This is a genomic window from Kitasatospora sp. NPDC018058, from assembly GCF_044327205.1.
Lineage (GTDB): Bacteria > Actinomycetota > Actinomycetes > Streptomycetales > Streptomycetaceae > Kitasatospora.
On the sequence record NZ_JBIRFA010000031.1, the window covers coordinates 48,470 to 71,504 of the forward strand.

Below are 23,035 nucleotides of genomic sequence, written 5' to 3' on the forward strand. Positions count from 1 at the left end.
GCATTGAAAACCATTTCCATCTAGTGCTAGCGTCCCGCTGTCTCCAGTAGGCCGCGAGGAAGGGGCGGGAATGGATAACGCAGCGTCAGAAATGCTGCCCAGCAAGCAGGAAGAGGTTGGCGAAACCCCGGTCGACGTGCGCTTGACGCGCACCTGGACCACCGGCGTCACCTCGCTCGCGGCAGCGATGATGACCCTCGACATCACCGTCGTGAATGTCGCGATGCCCCGGATCGGCGCGGACCTCGACGCCTCGCTGGACGCCCTCCAGTGGATCGTCAACGCCTACACGCTGACCTTCGCCGCCCTCCTGCTCACCGCCGGCTCGGTCTCCGACCGCATCGGTCGCCGGAAGGTCTTCCTGGCCGGCGTCGCCGTCTTCACCGCCGCCTCCGCCGCCTGCGCGCTCGCCCCGGACGCCGGTGTGCTGATCGCCTCCCGGGCCGTCCAGGGCGCCGGCGGCGCCATGGTCCTCGGCACCTCGCTCGCCCTCATCGCCGGCGCCTACGAGGGCGCCCCCGCCCGGGCCCGTACCGGCGCGATCGGCCTCTACACCGCCGGCGCGGCCATCTCCGCCGCACTCGGCCCCCTCGTCGGCGGCGCGATCACCGAGTGGCTGAGCTGGCCCTTCCTGTTCGCCGTCAACGTCCCCGTCGGCCTGCTGATCCTGTACGGCGCCGTGCGCAAGGTCCCCGAGAGCGTCGACCCCGCCGCGTCCGGCCGGGTCGACCGGGCGGGCGCGGTCCTCGCCGTCCTCGCCCTCTTCGCGCTCAACTACGGCCTGCTGACCGGCTCCGAGCACGGCTGGTCACGGGCGGACGTGGTCGGCTCGATCGCCGCCGGGGCTGCGCTGACGGCGGCCTTCGCCCTCGTCCAGTGGCGGCTCGGCGAGCACGCCATGCTCGACCTGCGGCTGTTCGCCATCCCCACGTTCAGCGGAGCGGTGCTGCTCAGCTTCGCCGCCCGGATCTTCAGCTTCGGCCTGCTGCCGTTCCTCACCCTGTGGCTCGGCGGCATGCTCGGCCTGTCCCCGTTCCGGATCGGCCTGGTGCTGCTCGCCCAGTCCGTGGCGCTGCTGCTCGCCGCGCCCGTCGGCATGCTGCTCGCCAAGAAGGTCCCGGTCTCGGCGGTCCTGGCGCTCGGCATGGTGCTGGTGGCCGCCGGGATGTTCACCGCCGTCGGCATCGGCCCGGCCGACGGCTGGGCGGCCGTCCTGCCGATGCTGATCCTGCTCGGCGCGGGCGCCGGCCTGGCCCTCCCGCACCTGCTCGACCTCGCCGTCGGTGTCGTCCCCGCCGCCCGGGCCGGGACGGCCTCCGGCGCGGCCAACAGCTTCTTCCCGCTCGGCACGGCCTGCGGCGTCGCGCTCTTCGGCGTCGTCCTGTCCCACCGGGTCGACTCCGCGCTCTCCCCGTCCGCGCTCGCCGCCCTCGGCGTCCCGGTCTCCGACGCGGGCCACGTCCACGAGCTGGTCGCCGCAGGCCAGTTCGACGCGATGGCCGCCCCCTATCCGGCCCCCGCCCGTGAGCAGGTCCTCGCCCTCGCCCACTCCGCCTACACGTCCGCCCTGTCCTCCATCTTCCTGATCGCCGCCATCGCGGCCCTGCTGGCCGCCGGTGCCAGCCTGGTCCTGGTCCGCCCGCGCGACGCCGTCGCGTAGCCGCCTACGCCTGTGCCCGGTTGTCCCCTCCGCGGGGGCAACCGGGCACAGGCGCGTGTCCTGCGAGGTCAGCTCCGCAGCCGCTCCACGACGGCCGCCACGACGGCGGCCGGCTGCTCGGAGAGGTAGAAGTGGCCGCCGGGGAAGTCCAGGAGGTCGAAGCCGGTGTCGGTCCAGGCCTTCCAGCCCTCCGCCTCCTCGATGGTGAGTTCCTCGTCCTCGGTGCCAACGAGGGCGGTGACGGGGCAGGGGAGGAGCCCCTCGGGGCGGGCGGGGTACGTCTCGATGAGGCGGTAGTCGCCGCGGACGGCCGGGAGGACCAGGGCGCGGACTTCGGGGATCGCCAGCAACTCGGCGTCGGTGCCGCCGAGACGGGCGAGTTCGGCGCAGAGCGCGTCGTCGTCCCGTAGATGGACGGTGCCACCGTGGTGGAACTGCGGTGCCTCGCGGGCGGAGGCGAAGAGGTGGGCAGGCGGGCGGTGCCCCCGCCGCAGCAGGTGCAGGGCCAGTTCGTGTCCGACGGTCGCGCCCATGCTGTGCCCGAACACCGCCCACGGCCGGTCCAGCAGAGGCCCGACGGCCGCGGCGAGGCCGGCCACCAGCCTGGGCAGGTCGGCGGGCATGGGCTCGTCGAGCCGGTCCTCGCGACCCGGCAGGCGGACCGTCAGCAGCTCGACGTCGGGCGGCAGGAGTGGGGCCCAGGAACGGTAGAGGCCGGCCGAACCGCCGGCGTGCGGGAGACAGAACAGCCGGACGGCGGCAGCCGGTCGCGGCTGCGGGCGACGCAGCCAGCGGGTGGAAGTCATGGCGCGGGGTCCTCAGGAGTCGGAGACAAGGGCGGGCAGGCCGGGGGCGGCGGCCAGCAGACCGGCGGTGACCGGGTCGGCAGGGGTGGCGAGCACCCTCTCCACCGTCCCCGCCTCCCGGATCTCGCCCTCGGCCAGCACCGCGAGGTGACCGCCCAGCCGCGCGGGCACGGGCAGGTCGTGGGTGACGACGACCAGCGCGACGCCCAACTCCCGCCGCAGCTCGTCGAGCAGGGCGAGCACGGTGGCGGCGGTCGGCGGGTCGAGGGCGCTGGTGGCCTCGTCGCAGAGCAGCACGTCCGGCCCGGCCGCCAGGGCGCGGGCCAGCGCGACCCGCTGGCGCTGCCCGCCGGAAAGTCCGGACGGGTACCGCTCGGCGTGCTCGGGCGTCAGGCCGACGCGTTCCAGCAGGCGGTGCACCTCGGCCCGGACGGCCGCCGGGTCAAGCTCGGGCCGGTACAGCCGCAGCGGGCGGGCGACGGCCGCGCCCACCCGGTGGCGGGGGTTGAGCGAGTCCTGCGGATCCTGCGGGACGAGCTGGAGGCGGCGCAGCTGCGCCCGCCCCCGGGCCCGTACCCCGGGCGAGACCGGCTCGCCGCCGAGCCGCAGGGTGCCGGTCCAGTCGGCGTGCAGCCCGGTGAGGCAGCGCAGCAGGGTGGTCTTGCCGCCGCCGGACGGGCCGACCACGCTCAGGCAGTCGCCGGGGGCGAGCGTGAGGTCGATGCCGTCGAGAACGGTGGCGCCACCACGCCGGGCGACCAGGCCCGTCAACTCCAGGACGGGCGCACCGGAGCCGGCCACCGCCCTGGGCAGCGCGGTGACTCGGACCGCCTCGACCAGCCGCCGTCCCGCCGCGCTCGCGGGCCGCGCCAGCACCTCGGCCACCGGGCCGCGTTCGACCACCCGCCCGCCGTCCAGCACCGCCACCTCGTCGGCCACCTCGGCCACCTGCGCGAGGTCGTGGGCCACCAGCAGCACGGCCGGTCCGCCGTCGGCCCGAAGCCGCCGCACGTCGGCGAGCAGGGCGCTCGCGGTGGCCGGGTCGAGGGCGCTGGTCGGCTCGTCGAGCACCAGTAGGTCCGGCCGGTGGGCGAGCGCGGCGGCCAGCGCCACCCGCTGCCGCTGGCCGCCGGAGAGCTGGTGCGGCAGCCGCCGCAGGAAGGCGGGGTCGTCCGGCAGCCGGGCCAACCGCAGGGCGGCGCGCGCCCGTTCGGGCCGGTCGGCCTTCGCTACCGCCCGGGCCCGCAGGAACTCGCCGATCTGCTCGGCGACCCGCAGAGTGGGTGCCAGGGAGGTGCGCGGATCCTGCGGGACGTATCCGGAGTGCCGGCTGCGCAGGCGGCGCAGTGTCCGCTCGGGCAGGCCGAGGACCGGCGCGCCGGCGAGGTGGACCGAGCCGCCTTCGACGACCAGCCCCGGGCGGATCTCGCCGAGGGCGGCGAGCGCGAGGGTGGTCTTGCCGCTGCCGGAGGCGCCGACCAGGGCCAGGATGCGGCCTGGAGCGAGCTCCAGGTCGACGCCGTCCAGGACGGTGGCGCCGCTCGCCGTCCGTACGGTCAACTCCTCTACCGAGAGCACCGAACCGTGGTTGTGGTCCGCAACTGTGCTGCCGGCCGGACGACGTCGCCGCGCGGCGGCCGGAAAGGCGTTGTCCACCAGCAGGTTGGCGCTCAGCAGCAGCGCCAGGATGCCGGCCGCCGGGACGGCGACCGCGAGCGGTTGGAGGGAGAGACCGTCGCGGTTCTCCAGGATCATCAACCCCCAGTCAGCCGCCGGAGGTTGGGCCCCGTACCCGAGGAACGAGGCGGTGGAGACGATGAACACCGCGCCGACGAACCGCACTCCCGCGTCCGCGGCCAGCACCGGCGCCGCGTTGGGCAGCACCTCCCGTGCCAGCACGTACCAGGTGCGCTCGCCGCGCGCCAACGCGGCCTCCACGTAGTCGTGTTGCAGCGCCTGCAGCGCGGTCGCCCGGACCACCCGGATGATCTCGGGGAACAGGACGACGGTCGCGGCGGCCCCCACTCCGAGGGCGCCCCGCCCGGTGGCCACCACGGTGACGCTGAGCAGCAGGAATCCGGGCAGGCTGAGCAGCACGTCCGCCGCCCGCAGGATCCAGGCGTCCACCCGCCCACCGCGCAGCGCGGCCGTCATGCCGACCGCGCCGCCGGCCAAGTAGGAGACGGCGAGCGCGCCCAGCGACAGCAGGACCAACGAGCGTCCGCCGTCGAGGAATCGGCTGAGGACGTCCGCACCGAGGTGGTCGGTTCCCAGCGGGGCGCCGCCGCCGGCCTGCCCGTACGGCATGTCGAGCACCTCGCCGGGGTCGTGCGGGGCGAGGGCCGGGCCGGCCAGGGCGAGCAGCACGGTGGCGGCCAGGACTGTCCCGGCGAGTACCGCCCGCAGCCGCCGCCGCTTCGGCGGAGCCGGGGCCACTTCGGTGGTCAATTCGTTCTCCTGGCAGCCGGGTTGAGCATGGTGGCGAGGGCGTCCGCCAGCAGGTTGAGGGCGACGGTGAACGTGGCGACCAGCAGTGCGATGCCGAGCACCACCGGGGTGTCGCGGGAGGCGGTGGCGTTGACCAGGGCCGCGGCCAGCCCGGGGTAGCCGAACAGGCTCTCGGCGACCAGCGTGCCGCCGAGCAGGTAGGCGAGGTAGCGGGCGAGCACCGGAACGGCCGGCACGATGGCGGCCGGCAGGATCCAGCGCAGCACCACCCGGCGCTCCGGCACTCCGCCGAGCCGGGCGGCGAGCACCGCGTCCGAGCCGGCCGCCTCCACCACCCCGGAGCGGACCAGCCGGACGTTCTGCGCCAGGCTGACCGAGAGCAGGGTGAGCACCGGCAGGACGAGCAACTCCGGCTGGGAGAGCGGGCTTTCGCCGGCCGCCGGGACCGAGACGGCGGGCAGCCAGCCGAGGCCCACCGCGAACAGCAGCACCAGCAGCGTGCCGATGACGAACTCCGGCAGGCTGACCAGGGTGAGCGTGCCGATCGAGAGCACCCGGTCGGTGAGTCGCCCGGCCCGCAGTCCCGCCCACAGCCCGAGTGTGATCGCAAGCGGGACGAGCAGCAGGGCGGTCACCGTGCCGAGCAGCAGCGAGTTGCCCGCCCGCTCGGTGACCAGCTGGGAGACCGGCACCCCGTTGGCGTAGGACGTGCCGAGGTCGCCGTGGAGGGCGTGCCAGAGCCAGTGCAGGTAGCGGGTCCATGGCGGTTGGTCGAGGCCGAGCTGGTGCCGGAGTGCGGCGACCTGTTCGGGTCCGGCCCGGCCGGCCAGCCGGGCGGAGGCCGCGTCCCCGGGGGCGAGCGCGGTGGCGGTGAACACCAGGACCGACGCCGCCAGCAGGGTCGCGGCCGCCGTGCCGAGCCGGCGCAACCAGCGGATCACGAGGAGAGGAACGCGTCGCGCAGGCACGGGTAGTCGAAGGATCCGAGCGCCTTGACGCCCTGGACGGTCGGCTTCGCCGCCGCGACCGGGGGGATCCGCGCGAAGACGGCGTCGCCGCCCTGGTCGTAGAGGTAGTGCTGGACGTCCTGCACGGCCTTGGTCCGCTTGGCGTCGTCGCCGACGGCCGCGTGCATCGCGGTCAGCAGCCCGTCCAGGGTGGGGCCGGCGGGCCCGGTGAACGGGTAGGACGCCTTGGAGCCGTAGAAGAACGACAGCTGCAGCGGCAGCGGCATCGCGTGGTAGAGGTTGGTCTGCAGCGGGGTGCTGAGCAGTGCCTTGAAGTCGGTGTAGTAGTCGGCGGCCGGGATCTTGTCGACGCCCACCGCGAGCCCGGCGGCCTGCGCGTGCTGGACGAAGGCGGTGGCGCTCTCCAGGGTGCCGTACTCGTAGTCGCTGGTGCGCACGGACAGCTTGACGTCCGAGAGTCCGGCGTCGGCGAGTGCCTTCTTGGCCTTCTCGGGGTCGTACGCCCGGCGCGGCAACGAGCTGTCGTACCAGGACTGGTGACGGCCCAGCGCGTCGTCGGCGACCTCGCCGTAGCCGAGGGTGACGGTGCGGACCATGGCCTCGCGGTCGATCGCGTAGCGCACCGCCTGGAGCGCCGCGGGCTTGTCGAACGGGTGGAGGCCGAGGTTCATGGTGAGCGCGAGGTCACTCCAGAGCTCCTGCGGTGCGGTGACCACCCGCACGCCGGGGTTCCTGGCCTCGGCGCGGGCGGCGGTGAGGGTGATCCCGCCGGCGTAGTCGAACTGGCCGGCCTTGAGCCCGTTGATCCGGGCGCCCGCGTCGGCGACCGACGACAGCTCGATCTCGTCCAGGTAGGGCCCACCGCCGAGTGCGGTGCCCCAGTAGTCGGTGCGCGCGGTGAGCAGGCTGCTCGCGCCTCGGGTCCAGTTCTTGAGGACGAACGGCCCGGAGCCTGCCGCGTGCTCGAAGTCGGTGGTGCCGTTCGGGATGACGAAGATGGACTGGGCGAGCGCGAGGTCGAAGAAGCCGTCCGGGGACTTGAGGGCCAGCTCGACGGTGCGCGGGTCGCGCACCGTGCTGGCGGCCGGGTCGAGCCCGGCCAACAGGCCGGCCTGGGTGGTCGGGTTGCCGGCCAGGGTGCGCAGGCTGAACAGCACGTCGTCGGCGGTGAGTTTGCGCCCGTCGCTGAAGGTGACGCCGTCGCGGACGCGGACGGTCCACCTGGTGGCGTCGGCGTTGGGCTCGACGGACTCAGCGAGGCGCCACGCCGGCTTGCTGCCGTCGATCTCGCCGAGGGTGTCCCAGATCAGTCGGGCCCGGACGTAGTCGACGGCGCTGTTGGTGGCCTGGAGCACGTTGGTGGACTCGGCGGCGGAGCCCGCGAACGCGGCGCGCAGCCGGCCGCCCTTGCGCGGGGCCATGGACGGTCCGCTGCTCGTGGCGAGCTGCGGGGCCTTGCCGTCGCCGCTCCCGCAGGCGGCCAGCAGTCCGCCGGCCAGCAGGGTTCCGAGCCCGGCTCCGGCGCCGCGCAGCAGGGCGCGTCGGTCTATCTGATGAAGCGTCACTTCGTCCTCACTCCAGGCGTGTCGGTGCAGGCGATCCTAGAATGAAACGATAATGCTTTTCAATAAGATGGGAGCGTCGGTCATCCGATGCGCTTCGACCCGTGGTGCCGCCGCTCGGCCCTGGCGGTCGCGCCGGTTCGCCGTTCGCCAAGCTTTGGCAATGATTTCCATCTCGGGCTCGACAGGCCTGGTTATGAAAATCGTTTTTATCTAGGCTGGGTGATGTCCACCGGCGCTGGATCCTGCCCACGGGGCAGGGCCAGCAGGTATGCGAGGAGTAGCCCGTCATGAGCACCGCCCAGTCCCGCCGCAAGCCCCTCAGACTCGTCCTCAGTGCCGCCGCCGTCGCCGCGCTCGCCGCGACCACCGCCTGCTCGACCTCCTCCCCGGCGAAGACCGCCTCCTCCTCGGGATCCAGCAGCGCCGGCGGCAGCTCGAAGGTCATCCAGGTCGCCGCGGCGGAGAACTTCTGGGGCTCGATCGCCACCCAGCTCGGCGGTGACCACGTGAAGGTCACCAGCGTCATCACCAACCCGGACACCGACCCGCACTCCTACGAGCCGACCGCCGCCGACGGCCGTACGGTCGCGGGCGCGGACTACGTGATCAGCAACGGGATCGGGTACGACGCCTGGTCCGACAAGCTGCTGGCGGCCAATCCCGCCTCCGGTCGCACCGCGCTGAAGGTCGGCGACCTGCTGGGGAAGAAGGAGGGTGACAACCCGCACCAGTGGTACTCGGCGGAGAGCGTCACCAAGGTGATCGACCAGATCGCGGCCGACTACAAGAAGATGGACCCGGCCGACGCGGCCTACTTCGACGCTCAGCAGAAGACCTTCACCACCCAGACGCTGGCCAAGTACACCCAGCTGGAAGCGGACATCAAGGCCAAGTACGCGGGCACCCCGATCGGCGCCTCGGAGTCGATCGTCACCCCGCTCGCCGAGAGCGTCGGCCTGAAGATGCTCACCCCGGAGAGCTTCCTGGACGCGGAGAGCGAGGGCACCGACCCGACCGCCGCCGACAAGGCGACCATCGACCAGCAGATCTCCGGCAAGCAGATCAAGATCTACGTCTACAACACCCAGAACTCCAACCCCGACGTGGTCGCCCAGGTCAACGCGGCCAAGGCGCAGGGGATCCCGGTCGCCCAGGTCACCGAGACCCTCGCGCCGGCGAACGCGACCTTCCAGGACTGGCAGACCCAGCAGCTGCAGGGCATCGCCGACGCGCTGAAGGCGGCGACGGGCAAGTGAGCATCCACCCGACCGAGAAGGTCCGTACGGAGATGGAGCGCACCGCGCCCGGCGGAGAGCCGGTGCTGTCGCTGCACGGGGCCGCCGTGCGTGTGGGCGGGCGGACCCTGTGGTCGGGTGTCGATCTGACCGTGGGGGCCGGGGAGTTCACCGCCGTCCTCGGCCCCAACGGGGTCGGGAAGTCGACCATGGTCAAGGTCCTGCTGGGCATCCTCCCGGCTGCGGCCGGCGAGGTGCGTGTGCTCGGCACGGCGCCCGGCGAACGCAACGCCGCCGTCGGCTACCTGCCACAGCGGCGCAACTTCGACGCGAGCGTGCGCATCCGGGGCATCGACGTGGTGCGGCTGGGGCTGGACGGGGATTCGTGGGGGATCCCCGTCCCGTTCCTGAACCGCGCGAAGCGCCAGGCCGCGCGCCAACGGGTCGAGGAGGTCGTCGAGTTGGTCGGCGCCACCGCCTACGCGCACCGGCCGATCGGGCAGTGCTCGGGCGGGGAGCAGCAGCGGCTGCTGATCGCCCAGGCGCTGATACGGCGTCCGCGCGTGCTGCTACTGGACGAGCCGCTGGACAGCCTGGACCTGCCCAACCAGGGCGCGATCGCGGCCCTGCTGGGGCGGGTCTGCCACCAGGAGGGCGTGTCGGTGCTGATGGTGGCCCATGACGTGAACCCGATCCTCCACCACCTGGACCGGGTGGTCTACATCGCCGAGGGCGGCGCAGTCTCCGGCACCCCGACCGAGGTGATCACCTCCGAGACACTGACCCGCCTCTACCGCACGCCTGTCGAGGTCCTGCGCACCTCCGACGGGCGGCTGGTGGTCGTCGGCCAGCCGGAGGCCCCGGCCGTCCACACCGACCGGCACCCGCACGGAGGCTCCTGATGCTGCTGGCATCCGACGCGACCTCGCCGGTCTTCACCTGGGACCTGATCGCCGACTTCCAGGACATGTGGTCCTACGACTTCATGGTGAACGCCTTCCGCGCCGGCCTGGTCGTGGCCGTGGTGTGCGCGGTCGTCGGCTGGTTCATGGTGCTGCGCCGGCAGACCTTCGCCGGTCACACTCTGTCGGTCGCGGCCTTCCCCGGGGCGTCGCTGGCTGTGCTGGCCGGCTTCTCCACCTCGCTCGGCTACTTCGGGTTCTGCGTCGCCGCCGCACTCGTGATAGCCGCACTGCGGCGCAGCGGCTCGGAGGAGTCCGCCGTCACCGGTACGGTGCAGGCGTTCGCGCTGGCCTGTGGGTACCTGTTCATCAGCCTGTACAAGGGCCTGCTGGAGGGGCCGACGGCGCTGCTGTTCGGTAGCTTCCTGGGCATCACCACCGGCCAGGTCGTGGTCCTCGCCGTGGTCGGCGCGGTGGTCCTCGGCGTGCTGGCGGTGATCGGACGGCCCCTGCTGTTCGCCTCCGTCGACCCGGAGGTGGCGTCCGGACGCGGCGTACCCGTACGAGCCCTCGGCACACTGTTCCTCGTACTGCTGGGCGCTGCTACCGCCGAGGCGAGCCAGATCACCGGCACACTGCTGGTCTTCGCCCTGATGGTGATACCGGCCGCGACCGCCCAGCAGTTCACCGCCCGGCCGGGGTCGAGCCTGCTGCTGTCGGTGCTCATCGCTCTGGTGGCGTGCTGGGCCGGGCTGATCGCGGCGTACTACCAGCCGTACCCGCTGGGCTTCTTCGTGACGGGCTTCGCCTTCGCCGGCTTCGTCCTCGCACACCTCTACCGCTTCGCCCGCGACGCCGTCGCCCGGGGGCGTGCGCCGCTCGCGATCGGAGGCTCGGCATGACCGAGGTCATCAGTCAGGCGTTCTTCCAACACGCCCTGCTTGCCGGGACGTTCATCGCGCTGGCGTGCGGCCTGGTGGGCTACTTCCTGGTGCTCCGCGCGCAGATCTTCACCGGTGACGCGCTCAGCCACGTCGCGTTCACCGGCGCGATGGCCGCCCTGGCCGGCGGCTACGACCTACGACTCGGGCTGTTCGCCGCCACCATCGGGGTCGGCCTGCTGATCGGCGGGCTCGGCCGGCGCGGACGCGCGGACGACGTGGTGATCGGCAGCGTCTTCGCCTGGATCCTCGGCCTCGGCGCGTTCTTCCTCACCGTCTACACCACCTCCCGCAGCGGCGCCCAGGGCGGCGCCGGAACGAGCGTGCTGTTCGGCTCGATCTTCGGCCTGCACGGCAACCAGACCACCGTCGCGGTCGCCATCGCAGGCGGGGTGTGCCTGCTCGTGCTCCTGATCGCCCGACCGCTGCTGTTCGCCACCCTCGACGAAGCGGTCGCCGCTGCCCGGGGCGTGCCCGTACGGCTGCTCGGCTTCGCCTTCCTCGCCCTGGTCGGCGCGACCGCCGGCGAGGCTACCCAGGCCGTCGGTTCCCTGCTGCTGCTCGGCCTGCTCGCCGCCCCGGCCGGCGCCGCCATCCGGCTCACCGACCGCCCGTTCCGCGCCCTCGCACTGTCCGCCGCACTCGCCGTCGCGGAGATGTGGGGCGGGCTGCTGCTCAGCGCGGCGGCCCCGAAGCTGCCGCCGAGCTTCGCCATCATGGCCACCGCCAGCGCCGTCTACGCCGCCACCTTCCTCGTCCGCCCGAACCGGACCGCCACTCGTCCGGCCACGGCCTGAAGTGCCCGCGGAAACGGGGGCCGACCATGACCAGTGAGAAGGCCAGCAGCTTCGTACGGGCCGCCCGGCGGCGGGAAACGAACGCCGCGACGCCCGACCAGGGCGCCGATCCGCTCCACCGGCTGACCCCGCAGCGCGCCGAGGTGCTACGGGCGCTCGCCGGGTGCGAGGACTTCGTCAGCGCCCAGCTCCTGCACGCCGGCCTACTCGCCACCGGCTCCCGGGTCGGCCTGAGCACCGTCTACCGCACGCTGACCGCGCTCGCCGCCGTCGGCCGCGCCGACGTCGTGCGCGACACCAACGGCGAACGGCTCTTCCGCTACCGGCCGGGCACCGACCACCGGCACTACCTGATCTGCCGCCGGTGCGGGCTGAGCCAGCCGGTCGACTCCACCGTCGTCGAGGCGTGGGCCGACCGGATCGCCGAGACCTCCGGCTTCGCCGACGTCCACCACACCGTGGAACTCACCGGCACCTGCACCGCCTGCCGCACCGCCGCCGGAACGGCCGGCTGACGTATCACGCGTCACGCATCCGACCGTGCGGTGAGCTCGCCGAAGTCACGTGTCGCTGACGGGAGTTGGTCGAGGTGGCCGTCGTCCACCCGCTCGCGGCCGAGCGGCCCGGTGCGAACCGGGCGGCAGGGCTCGGCACTACGGCCCGACGACGGTGGTCCAGTTGGGTGCGGTGAGCGGGGTGAGGGCGCGGAGGCGGTTCAGGACGGCCGGGTCCTGGGCGTCGAGCCAGTCGGCGAGTTGGCGGAAGGAGATGCAGCGGACGCCGTCGCGGTGGCAGAGGTCCTTCATCGTGGCCTCGGTCTCCTGGAGGCGGGAGGGGTGCCCGGGGGCGAGGTCGGTGTCGACGACCAGGGGTGCACGGCTGCCGTAGTAGACGCGTTCGAAGGCGTTCAGGTACGTCTGCGGCGTCTGGTCAGTGGAGAGCACCTCGTGGGTACCGGAGGCGTCGGGGATGCGCTGGAGCGGGAAGTCCCAGATGCCGTCGGTCTGCGTCGGCCAGTGCTGGGCGTCCCCCGGGGAACTGGCGTCGTAGCGCCAGCCGGCGTCCTTCTCCGCGGGAAGCAGGTTCTGCCGGCCCTCCAGACACGGGGCGCGGCCGCCGGCCAGCTCGGTCTGGTAGTCGAAGGGCAGCGGGGGCAGATCGGTGAAGCCCGTCCCGGTCTTCCAGAAGTTGACCATCGAGTATCCCTGGCCGATCTCGCTCTGCCAGTCGGCGGTCGACCAGCCCCGGGCGCCATTCGGGCCGCAGAACTGGCCGATGAAGCCGTCGGCGATCTCGTCGCCGTCCAGCCAGGCCCGGCCAAGCTGTTGGAGGGTCGCGCGGACCTGGGCGTCGGTGGGGAAGGGGACGGCGGCGGTGCCGACGTCGTGTTGCGGCGGTTGGTACTGCCAGCGCTTCGTGGCGGGGAGCAGGTCGATGCCGCGCAGGAAGAAGGTCACCTCGGCGCCGTTCGCCTTGGCCGTCGTGCGGGCGCGGGAGAACAGGTGGTCGTCGCCCTCGGTGGGGGCGTCGAAGGAGAAGATTATGAACTGTGGCGGTACTTCACCGGGCTTGAGCCGGACGGCCGTCGGCTGCCCGGGCTGCGGACCGGTGTCGGAGGTCGATCCGTCACCGAGCACGGTGACGGTGGAACCGGCCACGTCAGGCGTCGACGCGGCGTCGGGGGCCGGCTCGGGAGTGCTCCGGCGGTCCGGGAAGGCCGGCATGAAGGCGAGCGCGGCGGCCACGCCCAGCGCGAGCACGGCGGCCGCACCACGACGGCCTCCCGTACGTCCTTCGGTCACGGGTGACGGGTGCTCACTCATAGGGGTCACCTGGTTCGGCGATCCGGCGCACCTGGTCCGCCGCCAGGACGGGGACGGCGCCGTCCTGGCCGGCCCGTCCGTCCGGCTGGCACTGGCCGGTGACCTCGACCCAGGTGTCCTTGGGCGGTGCGTCGGCGCCGTGGATCTCGACCTTGCTGGTCAGCGCGTCGGCGGCGCAGCAGGAGATGGTCAGTCGGGTGAGGTACCAGCCTCCGGCGTCGGGTGCGGGCGTGGCGAAGCCGGTGAGCCGGACCTGTCGGCCCTTGAGCGAGCCGCTGGTGTCCCAGCCGGCGCGGAGGTCGAAGTCGGCGAGGCGCATGGTGATCGGGCCGCCGTCGCCGGCCGTGGGGAGCGGTGAGAAGCCGCCGGAGGCCCCCGCGGGCCGGGTGGCGGTGCCAGCTGAGTGCTGCGCGGTGTAGGCGCCGAGCGCCTGGGGCTGGAGCAGGTAGATCGCCAGGACGGGCAGGAGGAGGAGCCAGGCGGTTCGGGGCGTGCCGTGTCCGTGTCCGTGGTGGGCGTCGGGTTCGTCGGCGTCTTGCTCGGGTTGCTTGGGGCGCAGCGTCTCCCGGGCGGCGAGGGCCGCGCCGATCAGGCCGACCGCGACGAGCAGCGCGCCGCTGGCGATCAGGTACGGGCGCAGGCCCTTGCGGACGTAGCGCAGGTAGAGCTCGCTGAAGAGCGAGATGTGCAGCACCGCGGCGCCGACCAGGATGTGCAGCAGCGCCCGGACTTCGCGCCTCACAGGAGCCACCAGCCGGTCAGGGCCGCCGCGGTCACGGCGACCGTGAACGTGGCGGCGGAGAAGCGCCAGGCGAAGGCCCGTCCGAAGGTGCCGGCCTGGAGGGCGATCAGCTTGGCGTCCACCATTGGGCCGACGACCATGAACGCCAGCCGGGCGGTGGGGGAGAAGCCGCTCAGTCCGGCCGCGACGAAGGCGTCCGCCTCCGAGCAGACCGCGAGCAGAACCGCCAGCAGGGCCAGTACGAGGACGTCGACGCCCGGCAGCCCGGCCAGGCCAGTGAACAGGTCGCGCGGCACGGCGACGTTGAGGGTGGCCGCCGTCATCCCGCCGATCACCAGGAAGCCGCCGGCGTGCAGGAAGTCGTGTTCCAGCGAGCCACGGAAGGCCGCCCAACCGGTCCGGTCGCTCGACGGCACCCGCGGCCTGAGCCACTCCGGGCGGCCGAACCGCGCCCACAGCAGCCCCATGACCACCGCGGTGGAGAGGGAGGCGAGGAAGCGCGCCGCCACCAGCTCGGGCTGCCCCCGGAAGGCGACGGCGGTGGCTACCAGGACCACGGGGTTGACGGCCGGTGAGGAGAGCAGGAAGGCCAGCGCGGCCGCCGGAGCCACCCCGCGCGCGATCAGCCGCTCGGCCACCGGCACGGAGGCGCACTCGCAGCCCGGCAGCACGACCCCGGCCGCGCCGGCGATCGGCACGGCGAGCAACGGGTTGCGCGGCAGCGCCCGCTCCAGCAGCCGAGCTGGAACGAACGCGGCGATCACGGCCGACAGCACCACACCGAGCAGCAGGAACGGCAGCGCCTGCACGCAGACGGCGACGAAGACCGCCCCCCACGCCTCCAGCCACGCCGGACCTTTCCAGTCACCCAGGACGTGACGCCCGACCAGCACCGCCAGGATGCCGACGACCAGCACCTCAAGCGAACCGATCCGACGGCGGGCGCGGCCGGTGGGGCCCGCGGCCGGGTGCGGGCGGGCCTCGACGGCGGTCTCGTCAGCCATGGGGGCCGGACGCTCCTTCGCTCAGGATGACGGGGCGTGGCCGCATCCCACGGCGCGGCCGGGGGCGAGTCTAGATGCGCCGGTCCGGCGAGCGGACGGCGGTGGTACGTGCGGCCGGGCTCGGGGTGAGCCAGCCCCTGGTCTCGCAGCACCTGCGGGTGCTGCGCACCTCGCGGCTCGTCACCGCGCATCGCCGGTCCCGCGAGGTCGAGTATTCGCTCACCGACGAGCACATCGCCCACATCGTGCTGGACGCGATCCGGCACGCGTGCGAGGACTGACCCGGCGGTCAGCGGGCCGGCGAGAGAACGGCGTCGCGCGCCGGCTCGCCGTGGTGGATGTCGTGCCCGGTGGGGCAGTACTCCTCCCAGGCCGGGAAGGGGTCGTCGGCCTGCCACGCCTCGGGATCCGACCCGAGTTCGGTGTCGCTCAGCAGGCACTGCTCCAGGGCGGCGCGCAGTTCCTCCTTGCGCAGGCCGGTTCCGATGAAGACCAGTTCCTGCCCTTGGGCGAGTTGGTCGGAGCCGACGGTGCCGGGCAGCGCCGCCCGCATGCCGGAGGGCTCGAAGCGGGCGACCGAGCCGGCCTGTGACCACAGCCCGGTGACGTCGGGGCGCGAGGCGAGCCGGAAGAATCCCTTGGAGCGCAGGACCGTGCCGAACTCCCCGCCGTCCAGCCGGTGGCTGACCAGGTGCCAGAGGCGGGCCGGGTGGAAGGGTCGGTCGGCGCGGAAGACCAGGCTGGAGATGCCGTACTCCTCGGTCTCGGGCACGTGGTCGCCGTTCAGTTCGGCGACCCAGCCGGGTGCCTCCTGGGCCCGGGTGACGTCGAACAGGCCGGTGCCGAGCACCTCCTCGGGCCGGATGCGCCCGGCGACCGTGCGGACGATCCGGGCCGCGGGGTTCAGCCTGCTGAGGGTGGCCGCGAGGCGGTCGGCCTCGGCCGGGGTGACCAGGTCGGTCTTGTTGAGCACGATGACGTCGGCGAACTCGACCTGGTCCATGAGCAGGTCGCTGACGGTGCGTTCGTCGTCCTCGTACTGGTCCAGGCCGCGTTCGGTCAGTTCGTCGCCGGTGTGCAGCTCGGGGAGGAAGCTGGCGGCGTCCACGACGGTGACCATGGTGTCCAGGCGGGCGAGGTCGCCGAGGGTGGCGCCGTCGTCGCGGGCGAAGGCGAAGGTGGCGGCGACCGGCATGGGCTCGGAGATGCCGCTGGACTCGATGAGCAGGTAGTCGAAGCGGCCGGCGCGGGCGAGCCGGTCGACCTCCTCCAGCAGGTCGTCGCGCAGGGTGCAGCAGATGCAGCCGTTGGTCATCTCGACCAGTCGCTCCTCGGTGCGCGACAGCGTGCCGCCGTCGCGTACCAGGGCGGCGTCGATGTTGATCTCGCTCATGTCGTTGACGATCACCGCGACCCGCAGGCCCTGGCGGTTGTGCAACAGGTGGTTGAGCAGAGTGGTCTTGCCGGCGCCGAGGAAGCCGGACAGGACGGTGACGGGCAGGGGTGCGGGCGTGGTGGGCTGGGACACGGGCTGGGACACGAGCGGGTCTCCTTGCGGTGGTCCGGGGGTCAGCTACGGGTGGCGCCGTAGCGGCGGTTGAACCGTTCGACCCGGCCGGCGACGTCAACCACGCGGGACTTGCCGGTGTAGAAGGGGTGGCTGGCGGAGGAGATCTCGACGTCGATGACGGGGTAGGTGTTGCCGTCCTCCCACTCGACCGTGTTGGTGCTGGTGGCGGTGGACCGGGTGAGGAAGGCGAGGCCGCCAGCCTTGTCGCGGAAGACGACCGGGCGGTAGGCGGGGTGGATTCCGGGCTTCATGGGCGTGGTCCTGTCGGGGTGTGGGTGGTCAGCGCTCTTCGCGGAAGTCGACGTGCCGGCCGAGGACCGGGTCGTACTTGCGCAGGACCAGGCGGTCAGGGTCGTTGCGGCGGTTCTTGCGGGTCACGTAGGTGTAGCCGGTGCCCGCGGTGATGGGGGCACCTCCCGGCCGAAGGCTGGGGGAGGAGCTTGATGATCGGGCGCAGTTCGTTGCGCGCCATGACGTCCTCCTCTGGGTGGGCAGGTGCAGAGCGGGTGCGGGAGTCCGGCGACTTCCGCACCCGCTGGTCGGCCGGTCGTGCTCGTAGTCGGTCAGTTGAGGGACAGGGCTCGCAGGGCGGCGGGCCCGTGGACGAACCCGGGGTCGATCTGCCGGGTCAGGTCCTCGCCGGTGTCGGCGTTGGCCCACGCCGCGGCGTTCTTGAGGTGGAAGGCTACGGCCTGGGACTGGAAGGCCGTCCAGTCCTTGGGGCGGGCGTCCACCGCGGCGTGAAGCCGGTCCAGGGCGGCCCGGTTGGCCTCTTCGAGGCGGTCGAGCGGCGCGTGGCGGCCCTGTTCCTGGGCGCGCACGTAGGGCGAGTGCTCGAGGCAGACGAGGAGGTCGTCGCCGACGTGCCGGCGGAGGAACTCGACGTCCTCGGGGCCGGTGATCTTGTTGCCGACCACGGCGAGCGCGACGGAGTGGTCGGCGGCGTAGTCGCGGTACTGGCGGTAGACGGACACGCCCTTGCGGGTGGGTTCGGCGACGATGAAGGTGAGGTCGAAGCGGGTGAACAGGCCGGAGGCGAAGGAGTCGGCGCCGGCGGTCATGTCGACGACGATGTACTCGCCGGGCTGGTCGACCGTGTGGTTGAGGTAGAGCTCGACGGCTCCGACCTTGGAGTGGTAGCAGGTCACGCCGAGGTCGTCTTCGGTGAACGCGCCGGTGGCCAGCAGCGTCACCTCGTCCACCGTGCGGGCGAACCGCTGGTGGACCAGGTCGGTGCCGGCGGGCCGGAGCAGGCGTGAGCCGCGCCCGGGTGGCGTGGTCTTCACCATGGCGGTGGCCGAGGAGATCAGCGGGTTGCTGCCGCGCAGGTACTCCTTGATCTCCGGGAGGTGTTCGCCGAGCGCGGGCAGCAGGAACGCCTGGTCCTCGCTCATGCCGAGCGCCGCGGCGAGGTGCTGGTTGATGTCCGCGTCGATGGCGACGACGGTCCGCGCGGACGCGGCCAGATGGCGGACGAAGAGCGCGGACAGCGTCGTCTTGCCGCTGCCGCCCTTGCCGACGAATGCAACCTTCACGTGCACCCCGGAGCTTATCGAAGATGAAAACCATTAACATCTACGACTGTCGGCCATGAGTGGATGGCATGTCAAATCGCCTGTCATGGCGGCCTGTCGGCTGCAGGCATTTCACCCTCCGGCGGGCGATCGCCTGTCGGGCGGCAATGCTTCAGGATGAAATGAAATCCGTTTTCATTTAGGCTAGTGTGGTGTGCACAGCCCACCGAACGGAGGTCGGTCATGTCCGCCCACTGTCAGCTGACGGGGCGCAAGCCCGCGTTCGGCAACGCGATCTCGCACTCACACCGGCGCACCCGGCGCCGCTTCGACCCCAACATCCAGCGCAAGCGCTACTGGCTGCCCAGCGAGGGCCGCTACGTCCGGCTCACGCTCAGCGCCAAGGGCGTGAAGACCGTCGACGTGATCGGCATCAAGGCCGCCGTCACCCGGATCCGTGCCCGAGGAGAGAAGGTCTGATGGCCAAGCAGAGCAAGATCGCCAAGAACGAGCAGCGCCGCACGATCGTCGCCCGGTACGCCGACCGGCGAGCCGAGCTCAAGCGCGTCATCGCCTCCCCGGCGAGCAGCCCGGACGAGCGCGCCACCGCCCAGCGCGAGCTCGCCCGCCAGCCGAGGGACGCCAGCGCCACCCGCGTACGCAACCGGGACGCCGTCGACGGACGCCCGCGCGGCTACCAGCGCGCCTTCGGCCTGTCCCGGATCAACCTGCGCACCATGGCCCACGCCGGACAGCTGCCCGGCGTCCGCAAGTCCAGCTGGTGAACGCCGTGTCCGAGCACACCAAACTCCCCGTCGTGGTGGTCGCCGGCCTGCACCAGGACGAGCGCCGCCGGGCCGTCGACGAACTGCTCCACGGCTGCGCCGACACGCTCGTCCTGCACCACGACCTGCGCGACGCCTCCCGCAGCATCATCCACCGCGAAGTGCGCGGCGCCGAAACAACGTTGGGCCGCACCACGGCGGCGCTCACGAACGACTGCCCGTGCTGCGCCCTGCGCGAGGACTTCCTGCCCGCGCTGCTGCGCCTCGCCGATCGCGGCCGCCACCGCCTGGTCGTCGTCGAGCTCTGGGGCGGCAGCGACCCGCACCCGGCCGTCGAGCTGATCGCCGAAGGCGAGGTCGGCGACCGCCGTATGGCGGACTCCGTCGAACTCGCCGGCGTGGTCACGGCGGTGGACCCGCTGCGGCTGATCGGCGAACTCTCCGTGTCGGACGACCCCGCCGAGCACGGTCTGCACACCAGCGCTGACGATGCCCGCACCCGGGCCGAGGCGCTCGCCCATCAGATCGAGTACGCCACCGTCCTCGCCGTCCCGCGCGCAGGTGTCGAAGGAGACGCCCCCGAACGGCGGGCCGGGCTCGCGATGCTGCACCAACTCCACTCCACCGCAAGGATCGTGCGACTCGGTGCCGGAGCGCTGATCCGCGCGGCGCTCGGCGGCTTCGACGTCGCCGCTGCCCGGGACCGGGTCAACCCGGCCATCGCCCTGCTGCCCCAGGAACACGACGAGGCCGGGGTGGCCACCCTGGTGTGGGAGCGTCGACGTCCGCTGCACCCCGCCCGGCTGTACGAGGCGCTGGAGCAACTCGTCCCGGCGGCCCAGCGCAGCCGGGGCCGGTTCTGGCTGGCCAATCGGCCCGACCTGATGCTGGCCTGGGACGCCGCCGGAGCCAATCTCGCGGTCGAGGAGTGCGGCCCCTGGCTGGCCTCCCTGCCCGACGCCACCTGGGACCTCTACCCGCCCGCCCGTCGCGCCGCGGCAGCCCTCGACTGGCACTCGGTGCACGGCGACCGGATACAGCAACTCAGCTTCACCGCAGAGGGACTCGACGTCGACGGGATCACCGGACTGCTCGACTCCTGCCTGCTGACCGATACCGAGCTGCTGGTCGGGGAGCCCGGCTGGAAGGCCCTGCCGGACGCCTTCGAGGACCTGCTCGACCCAGTCCCCTGACCACGGAAGGACGTACCGACATGGCCAAGCGCACCGGAGCCGGTCGACCCGCCAAGCCCCGGCCGAACCCCCTGACCGAGGCCGGCATCACCTACATCGACTACAAGGACACCAACCTCCTGCGGAAGTTCATCTCCGACCGCGGCAAGATCCGCAGCCGCCGCGTCACCCGCCTCACCGTCCAGCAACAGCGGGCCATGGCCACGGCGATCAAGAACGCCCGCGAGATGGCCCTGCTGCCCTACTCCTCCACCAACCGCTGACCGAACCATCCCTGTGATGTGGTGCGCTGGAGGCAGTCCCCAACAGCGGTACCCTTCCGGACTGGGCAGCACAGGACTTGCTTGACCTCCTCCAACTGGACACCGACGAAGGGGAACCCGAGGGCACTCACGCCGCGGGCTCGGAGACGGCGGATCAGCAGCCGGGCACGAAGGCCTGACCCCGGCTCGCTCACGCTGCCTTCCCGAAGCGGTGACCGGCAGCGGAACCGGCCTGGCCGGCCACCTCGGCGTCCGCTCGGTCGAGTGCGGAGGCGAGTGCCTTGACGGCTTCGTCGGCGGAGTCTTTGAGGAAGTGGCCGACTCTGTTGCTCAATTCGGGCCGGGGTCTGTTGACGACGAAGGTCGGAATCTCTGCGTCGAGCGTGCTGCGGATCTGGCGGGCCTTCGGGCTGCAGCCGTGGCGGACGGAGACATTCAAGATCTCTCCGGACCCGCTGCTGATCGACAAAATCCGGGACGTGGTCCGCCGAGAAGGCCGGGATCCCAGTGACCGAGGACACTGTCTGACTCCCCCATGCGACCACAGGCGCTGGCCGCCTCGCGGGGTGGACCGGTGCTCTGCACAACCTCACCAGTCAGAGTGCGAGCACCAGGACGTCGTGCGGATCGGCGTGGCTCAGCTCGCGACGGGGCGGGGCGATGCGATGCTGCGCCAGTACGTGGGGCAGCGGGTGGACGCGGTGGTCTGCCGGCGGCTCGACGAGCTGCTCCAGGACGGGCACCGCCGGGGACTGCGGTCGGCGCTGCCTGAGCTGCGAGTGGGATCACTCGCGGCGCGGTGGAGCGGCTGCCCGACTAGCAGGTGCCGCGCGGACCGGACCGGACCACGGCCGATCTGCTGCGGGCGGCCGTCGACACCGTGTGCTACGGGGCGATCCGCTCAGCAGACCCCGGCGCCGACGGCGCAGGACTCCGGGCGGTCATTCCGACGGTCGGCGACGGTGATCAGGAGGTGGGCTCGTGACTGGGGCAGAGGGCCGGGTGGCATTGGTGACAGGGGCTGGCAGCGGAATCGGTGCGGCCACCGCGGGTCTCCTTGCCGCGCGAGGGATGCGCGTGGTGGTCAACTACCTGCGCAACACCAAGGCCGCCGACGAGGTCGTGGCCGACATCGAGGCCGCCGGCGGGCAGGCCATGGCCGTGCAGGCCGACGTGCGCGAGGCAGCGGCCGTCGAGAGCATGGTCGGGCGGGTCCAGGCGGCGTGGGGCGGCGTCGACGTCCTCGTGCACAACGCGCTGATCCCGTATGCGGTCAAGTCGTTCCAGGACATGACGTGGGAGGAGCTGGGCGGCAAGATCGACGCCGAGATGCATGCCGCGTTCGCGGTCACCAAGGCCGTCCTGCCCGCCATGAGCGAACAGGGCTGGGGACGCATCATCTACATCAGCACCGGCCTCAGCCGCCGCCCCCGGGCGGGCATGATTGCGCTGGGCGCGGCCAAGGCCGCCCTGGAGCAGTTCGCCCGCTACCTCGCCCAGGAACTGGGCCCGCAGGGCATCACGGTGAACATCGTCGCAGCCGGCCCGGTGGAGGACACCCGCATGGGGTCCGCGCTCGACGAGAAGATCAAGCAGCGGCAGGTGGCCCTCACCCCCGTGGGCCGCCTGGCGCGCCCCGCCGATGTCGCCCAAGCGGTCGCCTTCTACGCCGGCGAGGACAACGCCTTCATGACCGGCACCACGGCCGCGGTCAACGGCGGAATGGCGATGGACTGACAGTCCGACCGGTATCCGCCGCACCGTCACCTCGGCACCGTACGCCGCGCCGTACCGCGCCCGCGCGGGACGGCGCGGCGACGACAGGGCCAAGGAAGAGTCTCATGTATACGATCGATCTCGCCTATGTCGGGCGGGGCCTGCACGAGGAACTGGCCGCCTACATCGCCGACCAGGAGGACTTCCACGCCGATGAGGGCGTCCACGTCGCGGTGCGCGACGGCTGCTCCTGGGACGTCGAGCGCCTGCGCCGCTGCGCCACCATCGGGCTCGGCCGGGCACTGCTGTCCCGGCTGACCGACGGCACCCCGTGGGTCGCACTCACTGTCAACACCCAGCACCCGCTGTTCTGGTTTCTCGCCCGCCCCGGCCTGGCCTCCCTGGCCGACCTGGTCGGCCGACGGCTCGCGGTACACGCCCCCCACACCCCACCCGGGTGCTTCGCCCGAATCGTGCTGCGCCAGGCCGGCCTCGACCCGGACCGCGACGTCCACACCGTTGTCCGCCATCCCGGCGACTACGGCATGGACCTGCGCGGGCTGCGCGACGGCAGCATCGACGCCGCCTACGTCGGCAGCACCATGGCACCCGAGGCGGTCGCCGCCGAGCACGGCTGGCAGGTTCCGGCCTGGGTCGGCGACCACTTCCAGATCCCCACCGTGGGCGTGGCCGTCGACCCCACCTACATCTCCCCGGACGACCCCGCGGTCCAGGCCGTCGTACGAGCCCACCGGCGCGCCCTGGAGGTGATCCACAACGACCCCGACACCACGGTGCGGCACATGCGGACGTTCCTCGGCGGACAGACCGAGGATGAAGTCCGAGCCCACTACGAGAGGTTCATCGCACCGTACTTCACCACCGACGGCCAAGCCGACCTCGCGGTCGGCGACAGCGCGATCACCGCGGTCGCCGCCGAACTCGGTGTCCCCGCCACCGTCACGGCAGCTGAGTTCTACCGCACCGCAACCACCACACCCTAGAAGCCCGGCGACGCCGGCGCCGCCCGAAGCGCGGGCCGTACCTCAAGACCACCCACGCAGCGACCCCCGCGGCCGCTGGTTGGCCAGGGGCTGGCAGCA

25 protein-coding genes and 1 pseudogene are annotated in these 23,035 nt (G+C 72.4%); 13 read left to right on the plus strand and 13 right to left on the minus strand.

Going from position 1 to position 23,035, the window contains the following annotated elements:
* Positions 1 to 70: 70 nt before the first annotated feature.
* Positions 71 to 1,660 carry an MFS transporter gene (locus tag ACH4E7_RS32890; protein WP_396252808.1) on the plus strand — a complete coding sequence of 530 codons (1,590 nt, stop codon included), beginning with the start codon at positions 71 to 73 and terminating at the stop codon, positions 1,658 to 1,660.
* Positions 1,661 to 1,728: 68 nt separating this feature from the next.
* Here the strand turns inward: ACH4E7_RS32890 and ACH4E7_RS32895 are convergent, their stop codons facing one another.
* From ACH4E7_RS32895 to ACH4E7_RS32910, 4 genes are read right to left on the minus strand one after another with little or no spacing between them, the layout of a single operon-like run.
* Positions 1,729 to 2,466: a thioesterase II family protein gene (locus tag ACH4E7_RS32895; protein WP_396252809.1), complete on the minus strand. Its 738-nt coding sequence runs from the start codon at positions 2,464 to 2,466 to the stop codon at positions 1,729 to 1,731.
* Between the two features lie 12 nt (positions 2,467 to 2,478).
* Positions 2,479 to 4,914: an ATP-binding cassette domain-containing protein gene (locus tag ACH4E7_RS32900; RefSeq protein ID WP_396252810.1), complete on the minus strand. Its 2,436-nt coding sequence runs from the start codon at positions 4,912 to 4,914 to the stop codon at positions 2,479 to 2,481.
* On the minus strand, positions 4,911 to 5,855 hold the full coding sequence (locus ACH4E7_RS32905) for an ABC transporter permease (protein ID WP_396252811.1): 945 nt from the start codon (positions 5,853 to 5,855) through the stop codon (positions 4,911 to 4,913). Before ACH4E7_RS32905 ends, ACH4E7_RS32900 begins: the two co-directional genes overlap by 4 nt.
* Complete coding sequence (locus ACH4E7_RS32910) at positions 5,852 to 7,447, minus strand: ABC transporter substrate-binding protein (RefSeq protein WP_396252812.1); 1,596 nt, start codon at positions 7,445 to 7,447, stop codon at positions 5,852 to 5,854. Before ACH4E7_RS32910 ends, ACH4E7_RS32905 begins: the two co-directional genes overlap by 4 nt.
* Positions 7,448 to 7,734: 287 nt before the next feature.
* Here ACH4E7_RS32910 and ACH4E7_RS32915 point away from each other — a divergent pair, with 287 nt between their 5' ends.
* From ACH4E7_RS32915 to ACH4E7_RS32935, 5 genes are read left to right on the plus strand one after another with little or no spacing between them, the layout of a single operon-like run.
* On the plus strand, positions 7,735 to 8,703 hold the full coding sequence (locus ACH4E7_RS32915) for a metal ABC transporter solute-binding protein, Zn/Mn family (protein ID WP_396252813.1): 969 nt from the start codon (positions 7,735 to 7,737) through the stop codon (positions 8,701 to 8,703).
* Positions 8,700 to 9,584: a metal ABC transporter ATP-binding protein gene (locus tag ACH4E7_RS32920; RefSeq protein ID WP_396252814.1), complete on the plus strand. Its 885-nt coding sequence runs from the start codon at positions 8,700 to 8,702 to the stop codon at positions 9,582 to 9,584. The genes ACH4E7_RS32915 and ACH4E7_RS32920 overlap by 4 nt, the downstream gene beginning before the upstream one ends.
* A complete protein-coding gene (locus ACH4E7_RS32925) occupies positions 9,584 to 10,486 on the plus strand; it encodes a metal ABC transporter permease (protein WP_396252815.1) in 903 nt (300 codons plus the stop codon). The genes ACH4E7_RS32920 and ACH4E7_RS32925 overlap by 1 nt, the downstream gene beginning before the upstream one ends.
* Positions 10,483 to 11,322, plus strand: coding sequence for a metal ABC transporter permease (locus tag ACH4E7_RS32930; protein WP_396252816.1), 840 nt, complete (start codon positions 10,483 to 10,485; stop codon positions 11,320 to 11,322). The genes ACH4E7_RS32925 and ACH4E7_RS32930 overlap by 4 nt, the downstream gene beginning before the upstream one ends.
* A gap of 26 nt (positions 11,323 to 11,348) precedes the next feature.
* Positions 11,349 to 11,837 (plus strand): Fur family transcriptional regulator, encoded by a 489-nt coding sequence (locus tag ACH4E7_RS32935; protein WP_396252817.1) that lies wholly within the window; start codon positions 11,349 to 11,351, stop codon positions 11,835 to 11,837.
* A 138-nt stretch (positions 11,838 to 11,975) separates the two neighbouring features.
* Here the strand turns inward: ACH4E7_RS32935 and ACH4E7_RS32940 are convergent, their stop codons facing one another.
* From ACH4E7_RS32940 to ACH4E7_RS32950, 3 genes are read right to left on the minus strand one after another with little or no spacing between them, the layout of a single operon-like run.
* Positions 11,976 to 13,145, minus strand: coding sequence for a hypothetical protein (locus ACH4E7_RS32940; protein ID WP_396252818.1), 1,170 nt, complete (start codon positions 13,143 to 13,145; stop codon positions 11,976 to 11,978).
* Positions 13,138 to 13,887: a TIGR03943 family putative permease subunit gene (locus tag ACH4E7_RS32945; RefSeq protein WP_396252819.1), complete on the minus strand. Its 750-nt coding sequence runs from the start codon at positions 13,885 to 13,887 to the stop codon at positions 13,138 to 13,140. Before ACH4E7_RS32945 ends, ACH4E7_RS32940 begins: the two co-directional genes overlap by 8 nt.
* Complete coding sequence (locus tag ACH4E7_RS32950; RefSeq protein ID WP_396252820.1) at positions 13,884 to 14,891, minus strand: permease; 1,008 nt, start codon at positions 14,889 to 14,891, stop codon at positions 13,884 to 13,886. Before ACH4E7_RS32950 ends, ACH4E7_RS32945 begins: the two co-directional genes overlap by 4 nt.
* Positions 14,892 to 14,965: 74 nt before the next feature.
* Here ACH4E7_RS32950 and ACH4E7_RS32955 point away from each other — a divergent pair, with 74 nt between their 5' ends.
* A complete protein-coding gene (locus ACH4E7_RS32955; protein WP_396252821.1) occupies positions 14,966 to 15,172 on the plus strand; it encodes an ArsR/SmtB family transcription factor in 207 nt (68 codons plus the stop codon).
* A gap of 8 nt (positions 15,173 to 15,180) precedes the next feature.
* Here the strand turns inward: ACH4E7_RS32955 and ACH4E7_RS32960 are convergent, their stop codons facing one another.
* The 4 genes and pseudogenes from ACH4E7_RS32960 to ACH4E7_RS32975 all read right to left on the minus strand — a co-directional run bounded on the left by ACH4E7_RS32960 (position 15,181) and on the right by ACH4E7_RS32975 (position 17,996).
* Entirely contained in the window at positions 15,181 to 16,431 is a 1,251-nt protein-coding gene (locus ACH4E7_RS32960) for a GTP-binding protein (RefSeq protein ID WP_396252822.1), read from the minus strand.
* Positions 16,432 to 16,460: 29 nt separating this feature from the next.
* Complete coding sequence (locus tag ACH4E7_RS32965; RefSeq protein ID WP_396252824.1) at positions 16,461 to 16,712, minus strand: type B 50S ribosomal protein L31; 252 nt, start codon at positions 16,710 to 16,712, stop codon at positions 16,461 to 16,463.
* A 28-nt stretch (positions 16,713 to 16,740) separates the two neighbouring features.
* Positions 16,741 to 16,933 (minus strand): annotated as a pseudogene (gene rpmG / locus ACH4E7_RS32970) (50S ribosomal protein L33).
* Positions 16,934 to 17,024: 91 nt separating this feature from the next.
* Positions 17,025 to 17,996: an ATP-binding protein gene (locus ACH4E7_RS32975; RefSeq protein WP_396252825.1), complete on the minus strand. Its 972-nt coding sequence runs from the start codon at positions 17,994 to 17,996 to the stop codon at positions 17,025 to 17,027.
* A 222-nt stretch (positions 17,997 to 18,218) separates the two neighbouring features.
* Here ACH4E7_RS32975 and rpmB point away from each other — a divergent pair, with 222 nt between their 5' ends.
* Genes rpmB through rpsR form a run of 4 tightly spaced genes read left to right on the plus strand, consistent with a single transcriptional unit; the run spans position 18,219 to position 20,216 of the window.
* Entirely contained in the window at positions 18,219 to 18,455 is a 237-nt protein-coding gene (gene rpmB, locus ACH4E7_RS32980; protein ID WP_396252826.1) for a 50S ribosomal protein L28, read from the plus strand.
* Entirely contained in the window at positions 18,455 to 18,760 is a 306-nt protein-coding gene (rpsN, locus tag ACH4E7_RS32985; RefSeq protein WP_396252827.1) for a 30S ribosomal protein S14, read from the plus strand. The genes rpmB and rpsN overlap by 1 nt, the downstream gene beginning before the upstream one ends.
* Before the next feature lie 5 nt (positions 18,761 to 18,765).
* A complete protein-coding gene (locus ACH4E7_RS32990) occupies positions 18,766 to 19,953 on the plus strand; it encodes a CobW family GTP-binding protein (RefSeq protein WP_396252828.1) in 1,188 nt (395 codons plus the stop codon).
* A 20-nt stretch (positions 19,954 to 19,973) separates the two neighbouring features.
* Positions 19,974 to 20,216 carry a 30S ribosomal protein S18 gene (rpsR, locus tag ACH4E7_RS32995; protein ID WP_391495272.1) on the plus strand — a complete coding sequence of 81 codons (243 nt, stop codon included), beginning with the start codon at positions 19,974 to 19,976 and terminating at the stop codon, positions 20,214 to 20,216.
* A 190-nt stretch (positions 20,217 to 20,406) separates the two neighbouring features.
* Here the strand turns inward: rpsR and ACH4E7_RS33000 are convergent, their stop codons facing one another.
* Together ACH4E7_RS33000 and ACH4E7_RS33005 are read right to left on the minus strand one after the other, a co-directional pair.
* Complete coding sequence (locus ACH4E7_RS33000) at positions 20,407 to 20,685, minus strand: hypothetical protein (RefSeq protein ID WP_396252829.1); 279 nt, start codon at positions 20,683 to 20,685, stop codon at positions 20,407 to 20,409.
* 127 nt (positions 20,686 to 20,812) lie between these two features.
* Positions 20,813 to 20,959, minus strand: a complete 147-nt coding sequence (locus ACH4E7_RS33005; protein ID WP_396252830.1) for a hypothetical protein — start codon at positions 20,957 to 20,959, stop codon at positions 20,813 to 20,815.
* Between the two features lie 268 nt (positions 20,960 to 21,227).
* On the opposite strand from ACH4E7_RS33005, the gene ACH4E7_RS33010 reads away from it, so the two are divergent.
* Together ACH4E7_RS33010 and ACH4E7_RS33015 are read left to right on the plus strand one after the other, a co-directional pair.
* Positions 21,228 to 21,953, plus strand: coding sequence for an SDR family NAD(P)-dependent oxidoreductase (locus ACH4E7_RS33010; protein ID WP_396252854.1), 726 nt, complete (start codon positions 21,228 to 21,230; stop codon positions 21,951 to 21,953).
* A 104-nt stretch (positions 21,954 to 22,057) separates the two neighbouring features.
* Positions 22,058 to 22,936 (plus strand): ABC transporter substrate-binding protein, encoded by an 879-nt coding sequence (locus ACH4E7_RS33015; RefSeq protein WP_396252855.1) that lies wholly within the window; start codon positions 22,058 to 22,060, stop codon positions 22,934 to 22,936.
* The last annotated feature ends 99 nt before the right edge of the window (positions 22,937 to 23,035 follow it).

Bases quoted from the DNA above. Each gene is read 5' to 3' on its own strand.
- ACH4E7_RS32890 (WP_396252808.1), top strand. From the start codon at position 71: ATGGATAACGCAGCGTCAGAAATGCTGCCCAGCAAGCAGGAAGAGGTT.
- ACH4E7_RS32895 (WP_396252809.1), bottom strand. From the start codon at position 2,466: ATGACTTCCACCCGCTGGCTGCGTCGCCCGCAGCCGCGACCGGCTGCC.
- ACH4E7_RS32915 (WP_396252813.1), top strand. From the start codon at position 7,735: ATGAGCACCGCCCAGTCCCGCCGCAAGCCCCTCAGACTCGTCCTCAGT.
- ACH4E7_RS32925 (WP_396252815.1), top strand. From the start codon at position 9,584: ATGCTGCTGGCATCCGACGCGACCTCGCCGGTCTTCACCTGGGACCTG.
- ACH4E7_RS32930 (WP_396252816.1), top strand. From the start codon at position 10,483: ATGACCGAGGTCATCAGTCAGGCGTTCTTCCAACACGCCCTGCTTGCC.
- ACH4E7_RS32935 (WP_396252817.1), top strand. From the start codon at position 11,349: ATGACCAGTGAGAAGGCCAGCAGCTTCGTACGGGCCGCCCGGCGGCGG.
- ACH4E7_RS32940 (WP_396252818.1), bottom strand. From the start codon at position 13,145: ATGAGTGAGCACCCGTCACCCGTGACCGAAGGACGTACGGGAGGCCGT.
- ACH4E7_RS32950 (WP_396252820.1), bottom strand. From the start codon at position 14,891: ATGGCTGACGAGACCGCCGTCGAGGCCCGCCCGCACCCGGCCGCGGGC.
- ACH4E7_RS32955 (WP_396252821.1), top strand. From the start codon at position 14,966: ATGCGCCGGTCCGGCGAGCGGACGGCGGTGGTACGTGCGGCCGGGCTC.
- ACH4E7_RS32965 (WP_396252824.1), bottom strand. From the start codon at position 16,712: ATGAAGCCCGGAATCCACCCCGCCTACCGCCCGGTCGTCTTCCGCGAC.
- rpmB (WP_396252826.1), top strand. From the start codon at position 18,219: ATGTCCGCCCACTGTCAGCTGACGGGGCGCAAGCCCGCGTTCGGCAAC.
- rpsN (WP_396252827.1), top strand. From the start codon at position 18,455: ATGGCCAAGCAGAGCAAGATCGCCAAGAACGAGCAGCGCCGCACGATC.
- rpsR (WP_391495272.1), top strand. From the start codon at position 19,974: ATGGCCAAGCGCACCGGAGCCGGTCGACCCGCCAAGCCCCGGCCGAAC.
- ACH4E7_RS33015 (WP_396252855.1), top strand. From the start codon at position 22,058: ATGTATACGATCGATCTCGCCTATGTCGGGCGGGGCCTGCACGAGGAA.